This window comes from Streptococcus rifensis (assembly GCF_053203525.1).
Window position 1 is genome coordinate 30,605 of sequence record NZ_JBRUCW010000006.1, and the last position, 15,247, is coordinate 45,851.

The 15,247-nt window shown below is 43.9% G+C and carries 13 protein-coding genes; 11 read left to right on the forward strand and 2 right to left on the reverse strand.

Annotated features, from left to right (window positions below; genetic code table 11):
- The first annotated feature begins 25 nt into the window (after positions 1-25).
- A complete protein-coding gene (locus tag ACVRYP_RS04860; protein ID WP_447467633.1) occupies positions 26-1,177 on the forward strand; it encodes a THUMP domain-containing class I SAM-dependent RNA methyltransferase in 1,152 nt (383 codons plus the stop codon).
- A gap of 16 nt (positions 1,178-1,193) precedes the next feature.
- The gene (locus tag ACVRYP_RS04865) at positions 1,194-2,606 is read left to right on the forward strand and encodes a cell division site-positioning protein MapZ family protein (RefSeq protein WP_447467634.1); all 1,413 of its coding nucleotides are present in this window, start codon (positions 1,194-1,196) and stop codon (positions 2,604-2,606) included.
- A 364-nt stretch (positions 2,607-2,970) separates the two neighbouring features.
- Here ACVRYP_RS04865 and ACVRYP_RS04870 read toward each other — a convergent pair whose 3' ends face one another.
- Together ACVRYP_RS04870 and ACVRYP_RS04875 are read right to left on the reverse strand one after the other, a co-directional pair.
- Entirely contained in the window at positions 2,971-3,642 is a 672-nt protein-coding gene (locus tag ACVRYP_RS04870; RefSeq protein ID WP_447467635.1) for an NAD-binding protein, read from the reverse strand.
- A 103-nt stretch (positions 3,643-3,745) separates the two neighbouring features.
- Positions 3,746-5,098 (reverse strand): TrkH family potassium uptake protein, encoded by a 1,353-nt coding sequence (locus ACVRYP_RS04875; RefSeq protein ID WP_447467636.1) that lies wholly within the window; start codon positions 5,096-5,098, stop codon positions 3,746-3,748.
- A gap of 210 nt (positions 5,099-5,308) precedes the next feature.
- On the opposite strand from ACVRYP_RS04875, the gene rsmH reads away from it, so the two are divergent.
- The 9 genes from rsmH (at position 5,309) to trxB (ending at position 14,870) form a co-directional block, all read left to right on the forward strand.
- Positions 5,309-6,262 (forward strand): 16S rRNA (cytosine(1402)-N(4))-methyltransferase RsmH, encoded by a 954-nt coding sequence (gene rsmH, locus ACVRYP_RS04880; RefSeq protein ID WP_447467637.1) that lies wholly within the window; start codon positions 5,309-5,311, stop codon positions 6,260-6,262.
- Between the two features lie 11 nt (positions 6,263-6,273).
- Positions 6,274-6,603, forward strand: a complete 330-nt coding sequence (gene ftsL, locus ACVRYP_RS04885) for a cell division protein FtsL (RefSeq protein ID WP_447467638.1) — start codon at positions 6,274-6,276, stop codon at positions 6,601-6,603.
- An 18-nt stretch (positions 6,604-6,621) separates the two neighbouring features.
- On the forward strand, positions 6,622-8,883 hold the full coding sequence (pbp2x, locus tag ACVRYP_RS04890) for a penicillin-binding protein PBP2X (RefSeq protein ID WP_447467639.1): 2,262 nt from the start codon (positions 6,622-6,624) through the stop codon (positions 8,881-8,883).
- Position 8,884: 1 nt separating this feature from the next.
- Positions 8,885-9,880 carry a phospho-N-acetylmuramoyl-pentapeptide-transferase gene (gene mraY, locus ACVRYP_RS04895; protein WP_447467640.1) on the forward strand — a complete coding sequence of 332 codons (996 nt, stop codon included), beginning with the start codon at positions 8,885-8,887 and terminating at the stop codon, positions 9,878-9,880.
- A 501-nt stretch (positions 9,881-10,381) separates the two neighbouring features.
- A complete protein-coding gene (locus ACVRYP_RS04900; RefSeq protein WP_447467641.1) occupies positions 10,382-11,725 on the forward strand; it encodes a DEAD/DEAH box helicase in 1,344 nt (447 codons plus the stop codon).
- A gap of 142 nt (positions 11,726-11,867) precedes the next feature.
- The gene (locus tag ACVRYP_RS04905) at positions 11,868-12,680 is read left to right on the forward strand and encodes an amino acid ABC transporter permease (protein ID WP_447467642.1); all 813 of its coding nucleotides are present in this window, start codon (positions 11,868-11,870) and stop codon (positions 12,678-12,680) included.
- Positions 12,680-13,423, forward strand: coding sequence for an amino acid ABC transporter ATP-binding protein (locus ACVRYP_RS04910; protein ID WP_447467643.1), 744 nt, complete (start codon positions 12,680-12,682; stop codon positions 13,421-13,423). Before ACVRYP_RS04905 ends, ACVRYP_RS04910 begins: the two co-directional genes overlap by 1 nt.
- Before the next feature lie 223 nt (positions 13,424-13,646).
- A complete protein-coding gene (locus ACVRYP_RS04915; protein WP_307122542.1) occupies positions 13,647-13,871 on the forward strand; it encodes a DUF4059 family protein in 225 nt (74 codons plus the stop codon).
- Positions 13,872-13,955: 84 nt separating this feature from the next.
- Positions 13,956-14,870, forward strand: a complete 915-nt coding sequence (gene trxB / locus ACVRYP_RS04920; protein ID WP_447467644.1) for a thioredoxin-disulfide reductase — start codon at positions 13,956-13,958, stop codon at positions 14,868-14,870.
- The last annotated feature ends 377 nt before the right edge of the window (positions 14,871-15,247 follow it).

The window sequence follows — 15,247 nt, forward strand, 5'->3', positions numbered from 1 at the left end:
AAATGAGAGTCGATAGAAAGAGAATATGAAAGAACAGTTTAACCTAATAGCGACAGCTGCGGCTGGGCTAGAAGCTGTAGTCGGTCGCGAACTCAAGGACTTGGGTTATCAGGCTCAGGTTGAAAATGGGCGCGTGCGATTTACAGGTAATAGTAAAGATATTATACAAACGAATCTCTGGCTCCGAGCAGCAGACCGGATTAAGATTGTCGTCGGCGAATTTCCAGCGCGAACCTTTGAAGAGCTCTTTCAGGGCGTATTTGCTCTTGATTGGGAAAACTATTTGCCATTGGGCGCTAAATTCCCCATTGCTAAAGCTAAATGTGTCAAGTCTAAGCTCCATAATGAACCATCTGTTCAGGCCATTTCCAAAAAGGCAGTGGTTAAAAAATTGCAAAAGCATTACCATCGTCCTGAGGGAGTACCTTTGCAAGAAATCGGGGCAGAGTTCAAGATCGAAGTTTCCCTTGTGAAGGACCGAGCGACCGTGATGATCGATACAACTGGATCGAGCCTCTTTAAGCGGGGCTATCGGACAGAAAAAGGAGGAGCTCCAATCAAGGAAAACATGGCAGCAGCTATTTTAATGCTATCAAATTGGTATCCGGACAAACCCTTGATTGATCCAACCTGTGGATCAGGGACTTTCTGTATTGAAGCAGCCATGATTGGAAAAAATATAGCTCCAGGGCTTGTCAGAGACTTTGCCTTTGAAGCTTGGCCTTGGATAGATGGACAGCTACTCAAGCAGGCTCGCCAAGCAGCTGAAGCTGAGATTAACCATGCTATTGACTTGGATATCTCTGGTTTTGACATTGATGGCCGTATGATTGAAATCGCTAAGAAGAACGCTGAAAAAGCGGGTCTAGAAAATGTCATCGAATTTAAACAAATGCGTCTGCAGGACCTTAAAACAGATAAAATCAACGGGGTCATCGTCTCAAATCCTCCTTACGGGGAGCGATTACTGGATGACAAGGCGGTCGATATTTTGTATAATGAGATGGGAAAAACCTTTAAACCTCTAAAAACCTGGTCTAAATTTATCTTGACCAGCGATGAAGGGTTTGAAACCAAATACCAGCAAGTGGCTGATAAAAAACGGAAATTATATAATGGAACCTTGAAAGTTGACCTCTATCAATTTTTTGGGGAGCGTGTTAAACGTCACGTATAGGAGAAGGAGAACTAAAATGTCAGATAAAATCAATCCAAATCTACCAGAAGATGAGGAGCGCGTCCTTGATTTAGAAGCCGCCAAAGAGATGACGGTCGCAGAGGCTGCTAAAACCCAGGGCGAAATTGAAGCCGGTGTAACAGAGGATGATGGTCTGTTAGATCGCTACATCAAACAGCACCGTGATCAAATTGAAGCCGATAAGTTTGAAACCAAGAAAATCCGTGAAGAGGAGATGGCTCAGGCAGCAAAGCTTGCGGATGACGAATTATCTAAGGATCATGATCAGACCCGAGTAATGCCGGTTGCTCCTGTGGCTTCAGACACTGAGGTTCTTGAGCCGACCCCGGCGGCAACCTCAGTAGCTCCTTTGGAAGATGAGCATTTTGATGATTTTCCAGAAGATGAGCGTTATTTAGCCGATGAACGGGCGGAAAAGCGCCGTAAAATGATAGGCCTTTTGCTAGCTGGATTGGCTATTGTTGGGATCGCTATTACCCTTTACAGTCAACGTCAAGCCTTATCTGGCCTTTTTGGAGGCGGCAGTTCTTCTAGTGCGTCATCGAACTCTACTTCTTCAAGTACCAAGTCCTCATCTTCTTCTGAAACAGAAGAAGAGTCAGCGCCTTTGAAAGCCTTTAACGAACTCTATGCCAGCTTTTATACCGATGAGTCGCAATCATCCTTGAAAAATGACAGCTTTGAACAGTTGTCAGCCTTAGAGACAGCCCTTGCTACTTTGGAAGGAACCGATGAGTATGATGCAGCAAAGGCGAAATTTGATTCCCTTAAAGCAGCCGTTGAAGCTACGCAGACACTCAATGCTCAGTTTGATAAACCTGTCCTTGTCAATGGTGATATTGACACGACTGCTACTGTTAATCCAGGTGTTGAACTGACAGCTCCTTCAACAGGTATTTCTTCTGTTGATACAGCATTGGCCGCAGCAGTTAATTTTGGACGCTCTCAACAAGAAAGTGCAGCCGCCGGATCTGGGGTTGTTGCGCCTGTAGCAGGTAATTCTGGAGTTGCTGAAGTTTCAACCCCAGCTGCTTCAGAGCCTGCAACATCAAATACAGTTACCTTAACCAACGGTATCACATTAGATTACGGGAAACGGGTTGTTTATGGGGATGATAAAGTCGCTCTAAAACGGGATGTTACTCGAGTGCCGTACAACGATGAGCTTATTGCGGACGCCTCTAATGAAGCTTGGATTTTTAACCCAGGAATCTTAGAAAAAATCATCGCAACCTCTAATCAGCGAGGTTACTTCTCTGGCAATGAATTTATCCTTGAAAAGGTGAATATCATTAATGGCAATGGCTATTACAACATGTTTAGAACAGATGGTACTTACCTCTTTTCGATCAATGCTAAGACCGGCTATTTCTTTGGAAATGGCTCAGGTCGTAAGGCCGATTACTAATTGGATGTCACCCATAATAAACAAGCCTGAGACAACAGTCTCAGGCTTGTTTGCTTATTATGGCTTCAAATTGGCTTCAAAAAAATTGGGAGTTGATCAAGAGTTCAAAAATTTAGGGAAGGTTTTGAACTGGCCATCCAACTAAAGCAACTGGAATCACGTCAGTTAAGAAACGACAAGAAAAACAAGGAAAAATTCTTCTTTTAACCCTATCTAAACATCGGGCGAGTTGATTTCCTGTACTCTTATTTTTTGGGATGAAACCTAGATTGCCAGACTTGTTTTTTAAAATAGAGAAGGTTATCAGTGATTTAGCAAAGCTTAACTGACAAGGATGGCACTGATTAGTGCAAGAACCGCTGTGCTAACTTAATTTTGATAAACCATCGAAACGGTCGAATGTTTGGTTGTCAGTAACGGCTACGATCCGTTCTTCTGTTTTAAAGACATATTCGGGTGAAATTGAGGTATTGATTTTAGAAGCATTGAATGGGCGGTAGCCGATCAAGTTGATCTGGTACTTTTGTCTAAGTGGCACATCTATGAGTTTCTTGCCAATCCATTTTTCAGGTGGCAAAAATTCAACCAAACTTAAATCCTTATCAATTGGCACAATTCCAGTAGCATTGGTAAAGAGTACTTGCTTGGCAATGGCAGTACCCATCTCTTTTTCGGGTGTGATGACTTGGTCAGCTCCGACTTTTAATAGGACTTTGGCAACCATTTCGCTAGTAGCCTTAGCCACAACTTCCCCAACTCCAAGGGATTTACAGTGCATAATCGCAAGGACACTGGCTTCAATACTAGAGCCTGTTGCCACGACGACAGCATCACAAACATCAATGCCCGCTGCTTGCAAGAGTTCAAAGTCGGTGATATCACCGATAACACCCCGAGTCAAATGCTGAGATACAGCATTAATGTGGGTCTCACGGTTATCAATTGCAATAATATCACAATCATAATTTTTTAAGGTATCCACAATGCTGCTTCCAAAAATGCCTAAGCCGAGAATACCAATAGTACGTTTTGCCATAATGTCTCCTTTACAGGTTGTTCATGATAAAAATGGTTTGAATTGCCTCATAAGGCATTGTGAAAGAATAGACTGCTGATTGACCAGTCTCCTCATTCTTACCTTAGCCGACAAAGAGGTCAGATTTTGCATAGTGAAGGGTTTGTTGCTTGCTAGGTTTTCGTCTATTGAGCCCTGTAATAATCGTAATAGGACCAATGCGACCGATAAACATGAGGGCCATGATTAAAAATAGACTGACAGGTTGCAAGTTTCCAGTCAAGTTGGCGGATACCCCGACAGTCGCTAAGGCTGACATCACTTCATAAACCAGATAGATAAAACCAACTTCAGGTTCCAAGAGAGTCAACAGTAGGAGCGCTACAACAAAGGTGGCGATAAAGACGGTAAAAATAGCCAAGGCTTTTTGGACGACCTCAGGCGAGATGGTCCGCTTCTTGAAATTGGTATGAGGGAGGCCCATAATCTGGCTTTTGACGAAGAAAACGGTCACGAGGAAGGTGGTAATCTTAATCCCCCCGGCGGTCCCTCCTGGAGCGCCTCCCATCATCATCTGAACGATATAAATGAGCAGGGTAATAGGCTGAGCCTTGGTGTAATCAATCGTTGCAAACCCAGCCGTCCGCATGCTGACCGTTTGGAACAAGCTGGTTAGCAACTGTTGGCCGAAGTTCAGCGAACCAATGGTGTCAGGGTTTTTCATCTCCGTTAGGAAACTAAGGATGGTACCGACACTGAGAATAAGAAACGTGAGTCCTAAAACAACCTTTGTATGGAAGCGAAGATTTTTCAAGCTCCGCCGATTCTTAGCTTGCGTGAGCAGGTCAAACCAAACGGAAAACCCGATTCCCCCTGTCACGATGAGGAGGATGATGGTCACATTAATCAAGGGATCAGTAGAGTACTGCTGGAGACTTGTTGTTCCTAGATTATCAAACCCTGCATTACAAAAGGCAGAGATAGCCATGAAAACAGAGGTGAAGAGCCCCTTGGCCCATCCTAAACTTGGAACGAAACGGAAACTCAATAAGAAAGCCCCGACAGCCTCAAAGAGAAAGGTAAAGGTGAAGACAGCCTTTAAAAAAACAGCAAAATCAGGAACCTCATCTCGATTGAGACTCTCTTGTAGGGTGGTCCGGTCATCATAGCTAAAGCGTTTGTTGATATCCATGTAAAATAGCCCTAAGAAGCTGAGCACGCCTAAACCTCCGACCTGCATCAGTATCATGCAGACAATCTGTCCCAGAGTAGTGTAAGTTTCTGAGACAGCCTGAGTTGAGAGCCCGGTCACGCAGACCATGGAAACTGTGGTAAAGAGATGGTCAAGGTAGGTCGCTTCAGAAGAGGACAGCTGCAGAAAGGGTAGATTTAAAATGGATGAACCGATTAAAATAACACTCAAGAAAAAGAGCACGATCCTCCGAGTAGGAGATAGGTGCTTGTAAAAAATCTTCATGGTAAGGTGCTTTCTAATTCATAATACTAGGCCTATTTTAACATAAAAGAGGGAGAAAGCGGTAGATAATTCCTTTATTTTTGAAAGGAATTTAGAATCAGAAAATTAGATGGCATTGCCCTGACTATTTCTCCGTCTCAGGAACTAGATAGCGATTTCCTCTCTCCGTGATGGCAAAAATAAAAAAAATTGTGGTACAATAGATAGGATATGACAGAGACTTTTAAACACTTGACGGTTTTACTGGAAGAAACCGTTGAGGGCATGGCGATTAAGCCAGATGGTATATATGTAGATGCGACCTTGGGAGGGGCTGGACACAGTGAGTTAATCCTGTCTAAACTCACTACAGGTCATCTTTATGCTTTTGACCAAGATCAAACAGCTATTGATAATGCTCAAAAACGTCTAGCTCCCTATATTGAAAAGGGGCAGGTAACCTTTATTAAATCCAATTTCCGTCATTTAAGGGAAGAATTGGCCATGCTTGGGGTAGAAGCCATCGATGGGATTTGTTATGACCTGGGAGTTTCAAGTCCTCAGTTGGATGAGCGTGAGAGAGGCTTTTCTTACAAGCAGGACGCTCCCTTAGACATGCGGATGGACCAAAGTCAAACTCTGACGGCCTATGATGTGGTTAACAGCTATTCCTTTAATGACTTGGTTACCATTTTTTTCCGTTACGGAGAAGATAAATTTTCCAAGCAGATTGCCCGAAAGATTGAGCAAGCTAGAAGTCTCAAGCCAATTGAGACGACAGGCGAATTGGCTGAATTGATCAAGTCTGCAAAACCTGCTAAGGAACTTAAGAAAAAGGGACACCCGGCTAAGCAAATTTTTCAGGCTATTAGAATAGCCGTTAACGATGAGTTAGGAGCAGCAGAAGAATCGATCGCCCAAGCGATTGAGCTTTTGAACATAGAGGGCCAAATCGCCGTGATTACCTTTCATTCCTTGGAAGACCGTTTAACCAAACAGTTATTTAAAGAAAAAGCGACGGTGGACCTTCCTAAAGGGCTACCTGTTATTCCAGAAAACTTAAAACCAGAGCTGGAAATCCTTACCCGTAAACCGATTTTGCCCAGCCAAGAAGAATTAGCGAATAATAATCGTGCCCATTCTGCGAAACTTCGTGTGGCGCGCAGGGTGAGAAGACAGCCCTAAAGGAGAAGAGAATGCCTAAGGAAGATCAAAATCGTCAAGCGTTTGACCAACTCATTAGAGAACGTGTGAAGACTTTTACCCGAGTGGAGAAAGCTTTTTACGGTAGTATTGTCCTTACAGGGATCATTGTGGCTGTCAGCATTATTTATATGCAAACCAATCTGTTGCAAGTGCAATCTGAGATGACAGCCCTTAAGACCCAGCTTGATGCCAAACAGTTGGAGTATGATGAGGCCAAGCAAGCTAACAATGAACTGATGCGCTACAAACGATTGATGGAGATTGCCGAAGAAGCAGAGTTAACCTTGAATAAGGAGAGTACTGGCACACCAAAAGATTGATGTGTCGTCAAAAGGTATATGAGTAAACGAAGAAAAATTTTAGCTTATGCCCTATCCGACCGCAAAGGGCCACGCTACAATCGCAAAAAAGTCGGCTTATCCTTAAGTGTGCTGGCTGTTTTTCTCTTTTTGGTGTTCTTAATCAATTTTGCCATCATTTTAATGACTGGTAAAAAGTTTGGGCAAGATCTCAGAGCTTTGGCGGCGGATCGTCATCAGACAACTATGACGGTTCAAGCTCGTCGTGGAACGATTTATGACCGCAATGGGACGGTCATCGCAGAGGACTCGACAACTTACAGCATTTATGCCATTCTAAGCCATGAATATGTGTCAGCGACTGGTGAAAAACTCTATATTCAATCCGAACAGTTTGATGATGTGGCGACGATCTTATCTGAGAACTTAGGTATTGAAAGCGACTATATCAAAGAGCAACTCAAAAAAGAGAACCAGTACCAAGTATCTTTTGGGGCCCAGGGAAATAACATTTCCTATGGAACAAAGATCGCCATTGAAACGGCCATGGCAGAAAAAGGGATTACGGGGATTGGCTTTACCGCTAGTCCAGGTCGTCTCTATCCGAATGGAGTTTTCGCCTCCCACCTTATCGGGTTAACCACTTTAAAAGACAATGACGATGGCAAGACCCAATCGCTCATCGGATCGACTGGTCTGGAGGAAAGTTTCAATAAAATCCTATCAGGTACAGATGGCATCATCACTTATGAGAAAACCGCTTCTGGCGTCATAAAACCAGGAACAGAAAGCATTACCCAGAAAAAAGTCGATGGTCAAGATGTCTACACAACCTTGTCTGAACCTCTACAGTCTTATCTGGAGACCAATATGGATATTTTCCAGAGCAAGGCTAACGGCGTCTTAGCCAGTGCGACTTTGGTTTCTGCGAAGACTGGGGAGATTCTTGCAACCACCCAACGGCCGACCTTTGATTCGGACACTAAAGAAGGTGTTTCAGACATAAAAGACTGGAATAGTGCGCTCTATCAAATACAATATGAACCAGGATCGACCATGAAGGTTATGACGCTGGCTTCAGCTATTGATAACGGGACCTTTGACCCAACCTATACCTACAGCACAGATGGTTATACGGTTATTGACACGACTATTAATGACTGGGATATTAACATGGGCTTGTCCACGGGAGGCTATCTCAACCTTGCTCAAGCCTTTGCGCACTCGTCAAACATCGGGATGGTTATTCTAGAGCAAAATATGGGAGATGAAACTTGGCTTAACTACCTCTCTCAATTTGATTTAGGGCTACCGACTCGCTTTGGTATGCTCCATGAAACCTTTGGCTTGGTTAACTCGGACAACAAGGTAACCACAGCCATGTCAGCCTTTGGGCAGGGGATTTCTGTCACTCAAGTTCAGATGTTAAAAGCTTTTTCTTCTGTTGCCAACCAAGGGGAAATGCTGACGCCGAAAGTTGTATCGGCTCTCTATGACCCTAATACGGACTCAGCGCGAAAGGCTCAGCCAGAAGTTTCAGGGAAACCAATCTCTGCAGATGCAGCCAACCAAACCCTTCAATACATGGTTACTGTAGGGACAGATCCTTATGTAGGGACGCTTTATTCTGGAGCCGTTGGTGGCTCTGTGATTCAAGTCAATGGTGTTCCTGCAGCGGTTAAGTCTGGTACCGCCGAGATTGCCAAGGCTGATGGCAGTGGCTATATTGAAGGTTCTGGCTCTAACAGTTTGCTTTATTCTGTTGTTGCCATGTACCCATCAGAAGACCCAGATTTCTACATGTATGTCACCATACAACAACCTGAAACCTGGGACCTGCTCTTTTGGATGGATGTTGTTAACCCTGTACTAAGCCAGGCCATGTTGCTTAAAGATACCTTAGGCTTAACAGAACCAACGACAATCCTTGATAATGTTTCTGACGAGACAGGCTACAAGCTTCCAAATGTCATTGACCTTGCTCCCGGAAATGTTTCAGCGGAATTACGCCAACACTTGGTTCAACCCATTGTGGTCGGCTCAACCAATGAAATTAAAGATACCTCTGTCAAAATTGGCAGCAATTTGACCGCTAATCAACAGATTCTTTTATGGACAGGTGATTTGAAAAAAGTGCCAGACATGTATGGCTGGACCAAGGAAAGTGTTGAGAAGTTTGCCGAGTGGACCGGTCTTGAAATTGTCTACAAGGGTGAAGGCAGTCGAGTTACCAAACAGAGTGTCAAGGCAGAAAAAGCCATTGATAATCTTAAAAAAATAACCATTACATTAGGAGATTAAAATGCTCTTCACAGTTTTAGGAGGGGTATTGGCGTTTGTGTTAACCATCATCGCCATGCCTCGCTTTATTCGTTTTTACCAGAAGGCCAAAATTAAAGGTCAACAGATGCACGAAGATGTTAAACAACACCAGGCTAAGGCGGGGACGCCGACGATGGGTGGGGTTGTCTTTCTCATCATTACCTTGGTCGTGACTTTGTTTTTTGCGAGCTTGATGAAGGTTCAGTGGTCCACCTTGGGCATTCTGTTTGTCTTAGCTCTCTATGGAGTCGTCGGCTTCTTTGATGACTTTCTCAAGGTCTTTAAACAGGTCAATGAAGGGCTTAACCCTAAGCAAAAATTAGTTTTACAGGTTATCGGTGGCATCATTTTCTATGTTTTTCACAGCAATCATCAGGGAACGGGTCTGCTCAATGTCTTTGGCTTTGACATCAATCTAGGCTGGTTCTACCTCTTCTTTATTCTGTTTTGGCTGGTTGGTTTTTCAAATGCGGTTAACTTGACCGATGGTATTGATGGCCTATCCTCGATTTCAGTTGTCATCAGTCTTGCGGCCTATAGTGTGATTGCTTATAAGCAAGGACAGATGGATGTCCTGATGGTCTGTGTGGTTATGATTGGAGCGCTCTTAGGCTTCTTTGTTTACAACAAGAAACCGGCCAAAATCTTCATGGGGGATGTCGGGTCACTGGCTCTTGGTGGGATGTTAGCGACTATCTCGATTGCCCTACACCAAGAATGGACCCTCTTGCTCATCGGTTTTGTCTATGTCCTTGAAACCAGTTCTGTCATGTTGCAGGTGGCTTATTTCAAATACACTAAGAAAAAATATGGCGAAGGCAGACGTATTTTTCGGATGACACCCTTTCACCACCATCTTGAGTTGGGTGGCTTGTCTGGCAAGTCCAAGGCTTGGTCTGAATGGCAAGTTGACATGTTTCTTTGGGGACTTGGCATAGTCATGAGTGCTCTAACCTTGCTCATTTTATACATCTAATAGAGACAGCCGCTTGGCTGTTTGAGGACGTAGACAAACCCTAGTATTCTGTCAACAGGACATTACGAAGTTCTTTCAAGGATTTAAAGAGTTGATTTTTTGCGAGCTAAGCGAGCAATTAGCAATTATCGAAACTTTCCGCTGTGATAAAAGTGCCTGAAACGCAATAGTTTCAGGCACTCGGAAGTTTTGAGACCTTAGACTCAAAACTTAGGTTTGGAATCCCGAAGGGAGTCGCTACCGTCCGTTATCACCTAAGGAAAGTTTTAAAAGAGACTTTGTCTTCAATCTGAGACAGCCGCTTGGCTGTTTTTTTGTCCTCGTCTAAAAAATAGTTGACCAAGGAAAAAGGTGTAAAGGATTATTAGAGGGACAAAAACGCAGGGGGAGCTTAAATGTTGAAAATCTGGTATAATAAAAGAGGCTGTTTAGGAAGACTAGGAGTGTCAGAATCTTGTTGTCTGGCCGTAATGATAACACTACAAAATGATTGAGGAAATGATGGAATTTACAAAATTTAAGTTTAAAGACTACATTAATGTGGCTTTAGAAGAATTGCGATTTGAGCAAGCGACAGAGGTCCAGGAAAAATTGATACCGGTTGTCCTTTCTGGCCGTGATTTAGTGGGGGAGTCGAAGACCGGCTCAGGGAAAACCCATACCTTTTTATTGCCGATTTTTGAAAAATTAGATGAAGAATTAGCTCAAGTTCAGGCAGTTATTACCGCGCCGAGTCGCGAACTAGCGACCCAGATTTACCAAGCTGCCCGGCAAATTGCTCAGTTTTCGGAAACAGAGATTCGGGTGGCCAACTATGTTGGCGGAACAGATAAAACCCGTCAGATTGATAAGCTGGCTACTAGCCAACCCCATATTGTCATTGGAACACCGGGGCGTATCTATGATTTGGTTAAGTCTGGAGATCTTGCCATTCACAAAGCTAAGACCTTTGTCGTGGATGAGGCTGATATGACCCTTGACCTCGGTTTCTTAAACGAAGTGGACAAGATTGCAGGAAGCCTGCCCAAGGACCTCCAATTCTTGGTCTTCTCAGCGACGATTCCGCAAAAACTGCAACCTTTCTTGAAGAAATACTTGTCCAACCCTGTGATTGAGCAGATTAAGACCAAGACGGTCATCTCAGATACCATTGACAACTGGTTGATTTCAACCAAGGGACGCGACAAGAATGCACAAATTTTAGAGTTGACCAAGCTCATGCAGCCTTATCTGGCCATGATTTTTGTCAACACCAAGACGCGTGCCGACGAGCTTCACAGTTATCTGGTTGCTAATGGTCTTCGTGTGGCCAAGATTCACGGCGATATTCCGCCACGTGAGCGCAAGCGGATCATGAATCAGGTCAAGAACCTGGATTTTGAGTACATTGTAGCGACGGACCTTGCGGCCCGCGGCATCGACATTGAAGGGGTCAGTCATGTCATCAATGATGCGATCCCGCAGGATTTATCCTTCTTTGTTCATCGGGTAGGACGCACAGGCAGAAATGGTCTTTCTGGAACAGCTATAACCCTTTACCAACCGAGTGATGATGCCGATATCCGTGAACTGGAAAAATTGGGTATCAGCTTTGTGCCAAAAGTGGTCAAAGACGGAGAGTTCCAAGATACTTATGATCGTGACCGTCGGGCTAACCGAGAAAAGACTGTCAAGAAACTCGATAACGAGATGATTGGTCTAGTGAAGAAGAAAAAGAAAAAAATCAAACCAGGTTATAAGAAAAAAATCGGCTGGAAGATTGAGGAGAAACGCAAGCGGGAAAGGCGGGCGGAAAATCGAGCCAGAGGTCGTGCAGAGCGAAAGGCTAAGCGCCAAAGCTTTTAATCTATGTATGGTATGAAGTTATAACTTTTATCTATCAGGTTGATTGGATTTTTTAATGACTCCAACAGCCTGATTTTTATGACTTTGTACTGATTTGTGTTAAAATAAACACTATTCATGAATTAAAAAAGGAAAAAGAAACATGTTCACATTATTAACCGTGACGCCACAATGGTATAAGGATTTGATGACCTATATCCCTGAGGGGAAAATTTTTAATTTAAGGGCTGTATTTGATGGGATTCCTCAGATTGTTTCAAAACTCCCTGTTACCATAGGCCTAACACTAGGTGGGGCAGCTTTTGGGTTGCTCTTAGGCCTCTTATTTGCTATCGTAAAACTTAATAAAATCCCTGTCTTATACCGGATTCAAGCTTTCTTTGTTTCCTTTTTAAGGGGGACACCTATCTTGGTTCAGTTGATGTTAACCTACTACGGGATTCCCTTGGCTCTAAAGGCTATCAATGCCCGTTTTGGGACCAGTTTTAACATCAATGAATTGCCAGCCTATCTCTTTGTTGTGGTGGCCTTCGCCTTTAATGAAGCTGCCTATGCTAGTGAAACCTTGAGAGCCGCTATCCAATCGGTGGATCCTGGTGAGATCGAAGCAGCCAGGAGTCTTGGGATGACGAATTCTCAAGTCTACAGCCGCGTGATTATTCCTAATGCAGCAGTGGTTGCGACACCGACCTTGATCAATAACTTGATTGGCTTAACCAAAGGAACCTCTCTGGCCTTTAGTGCAGGGATTGTCGAAATCTATGCCCAAGCCCAAATCATGGGTGGCCGTGACTACCGCTACTTTGAGCGCTTTATCTCCGTCGCTCTTGTCTACTGGATTGTGAACATCCTCATCGAGCAATTTGGCCGCTATGTTGAACGCAAGATGGCTATCCAGTCGCCTGAGCAGGCAGATTTGGATCCTGCCCTCAATTTCCATGGAGGTGACCGTTAATGATTACCATTTCACATTTAACCAAGTCTTTCTCAGGTCAGAAAGTCCTTGACGACATCAGCTTTGAGGTTCAAAAGGGGGAAGTTATTGCTCTTGTTGGATCCTCCGGTGCAGGGAAATCGACGCTTTTGCGGTCGCTCAATTATTTAGAGACAGCTGACAGTGGACAGTTGTCAATTGATGACTTTACGGTTGACTTTCAAACCATTTCTAAAGAAGATATCTTGACCCTGCGTCGGAAACTGTCCATGGTCTTCCAGCAGTTTAACCTTTTTGGCCGCAAAACAGCTCTTGACAATGTTAAGGAAGGTCTTAAGGTCGTTAAGAAACTGTCTGATGAGGAGGCAACTACTATTGCCAAGGAAGAATTGGCTAAGGTTGGCCTGACCGATCGGCAGAATCACTACCCGAGACACCTTTCGGGTGGTCAGAAACAGCGGGTTGGCCTTGCTCGTGCTCTTGCCATGAAACCTGATGTCTTACTCTTGGACGAGCCAACATCAGCTCTGGATCCAGAATTGGTCGGTGAGGTTGAGCGCTCGATTGCCAATGCGGCGGAATCAGGTCAAACCATGATTTTAGTCAGCCATGATATGGCTTTTATCCAGCAGGTCGCTGATCGTGTCCTCTTTTTGGACAAGGGCCATATCATCGAGCAGGGGACACCAGATGAGCTGATTAATCATCCAAAAGAAGAACGGACTAAAGCATTCTTTTCAAATTACAAACGCAACTTTGTTTGATATAATGGAGTGAATCCATTTCAAATTCTAAGGAGGATTTGAAGGGGTCACTCTTTGCTTTTTTTAGATGGTATGAAACTCAGTTGCTAAAACCTGCTGATTTATGGCCATTTAAGACAGTCAATAAGAGCGACTGTATTATCTACTAAAAGAAATGACCTGTTTGTCCAATCACTGATGGTTGAGTGAGCTAGGCAAGGTTCTTTTCATCCTTGAGGTTAATATGTTATTAAGAATTTTAAGTCTATATTTCCAAAGCTTGCTAGGAACTGCTTTTTTAGCCTTTGTCCTAGGATCAGCTTGGCTTGCCTGGCGCAAGTTTCGAAAGTTAGACCAAACAGCAAAAGAACGCCGTGCGTCTAGTTACGAAGCGCTCCTGATTGCGGTTATGGTCATCCCTATTCTCTCCTTTGCCTTGATGGGGATTATTTTAATGCTTCGCGTTTAACGACTAGTACTAGGTCGGTTTTCAAGAGGCAAGGACTAGTTAGTTTAGACAAGCTTGACACAAGAGCACACGAAAGGAAAAATAATGTACGATACACTAATTATCGGTTCAGGCCCAGCTGGGATGACAGCAGCGCTCTATGCAGCGCGTGCCAATCTAAAAGTAGGTCTTCTTGAGCGAGGCGTACCTGGTGGCCAAATGAACAATACAGCAGATATTGAAAATTACCCAGGTTATGACCTCATTACGGGTCCAGAACTGTCCATGAAAATGTATGAACCCTTAGAAAAATTCGGTGTAGAAAACATCTATGGTTTTGTACAGACGGTAGAAGATCACGGGGATTTTAAAACAGTGGTGACCGAGGATGAGCGCTTCGATGCTAAAACGATTATCTTAGCAACAGGCGCAAATCATCGTCAATTGGGTGTCCCTGGTGAAGCAGAATACAATAGCCGTGGGGTTTCTTACTGTGCGGTTTGTGATGGCGCCTTCTTCCGCGATCAAGACTTGGTTGTGGTTGGTGGTGGTGACTCAGCGGTTGAAGAAGCGATTTATCTGACGCAATTTGCCAAGTCAGTAACTATCGTTCACCGGAGAGACCAGCTCCGTGCCCAGCAAATTATCCAAGAGCGTGCCTTTGCCAATGGCAAGATTCGTTTTGCCTGGAATAAAACCGTTGAAGAAATCAAAGGTGGCGATCGTCAAGTTGAAGCGGTCGTTCTTAAGGATACGCAGACGGGAGACTTGTCTGAATTAGCCTGTGGTGGTGTCTTTATTTATGTTGGTCTTGATCCCGTCAGTGAGATGGTTACAGACCTTGGCATTACAGATGAAGCAGGCTGGGTTATAACAGATGACCAAATGGCGACCAAGGTGCCTGGCATCTTTGCCATTGGTGATCTTCGTCAAAAGCAGCTCCGTCAAATCACGACAGCTGTCGGTGATGGTGCTATTGCAGGGCAAAATGTCTATAACTATATTGTCGAACACAGTTAAGAAATAAGAATCCTCTTAAAATCAATAGAAAGCTGGGAAGAGTCTCAGCTTTTTCCTTTTTAATGAGGGATTAAGAAACAGCTAGACAGCTGCATGTTATGGGATTTCCCCTGATACGCGATGAATCGCAAAAGAAAATAAGAGGCTGTAGTTGTAGCTAAACCTGAAGATCATCACCTCAAGTTAACAATGATTACAGTCGATTTTTGAAGGGGATGCTCTCATCAGAAATGTCAAAAACAGGGACTTTGTCTGGCTTAAACCGGCAAAGGGGCAGGAAACCGTTACCTTTTTGATAGAGCTGACCCTATTTTGTGGTATAATAAGGACAATATTCATGGGCGAAAATCATAGGTTTCGCTTGTGTTTCAAAGGAG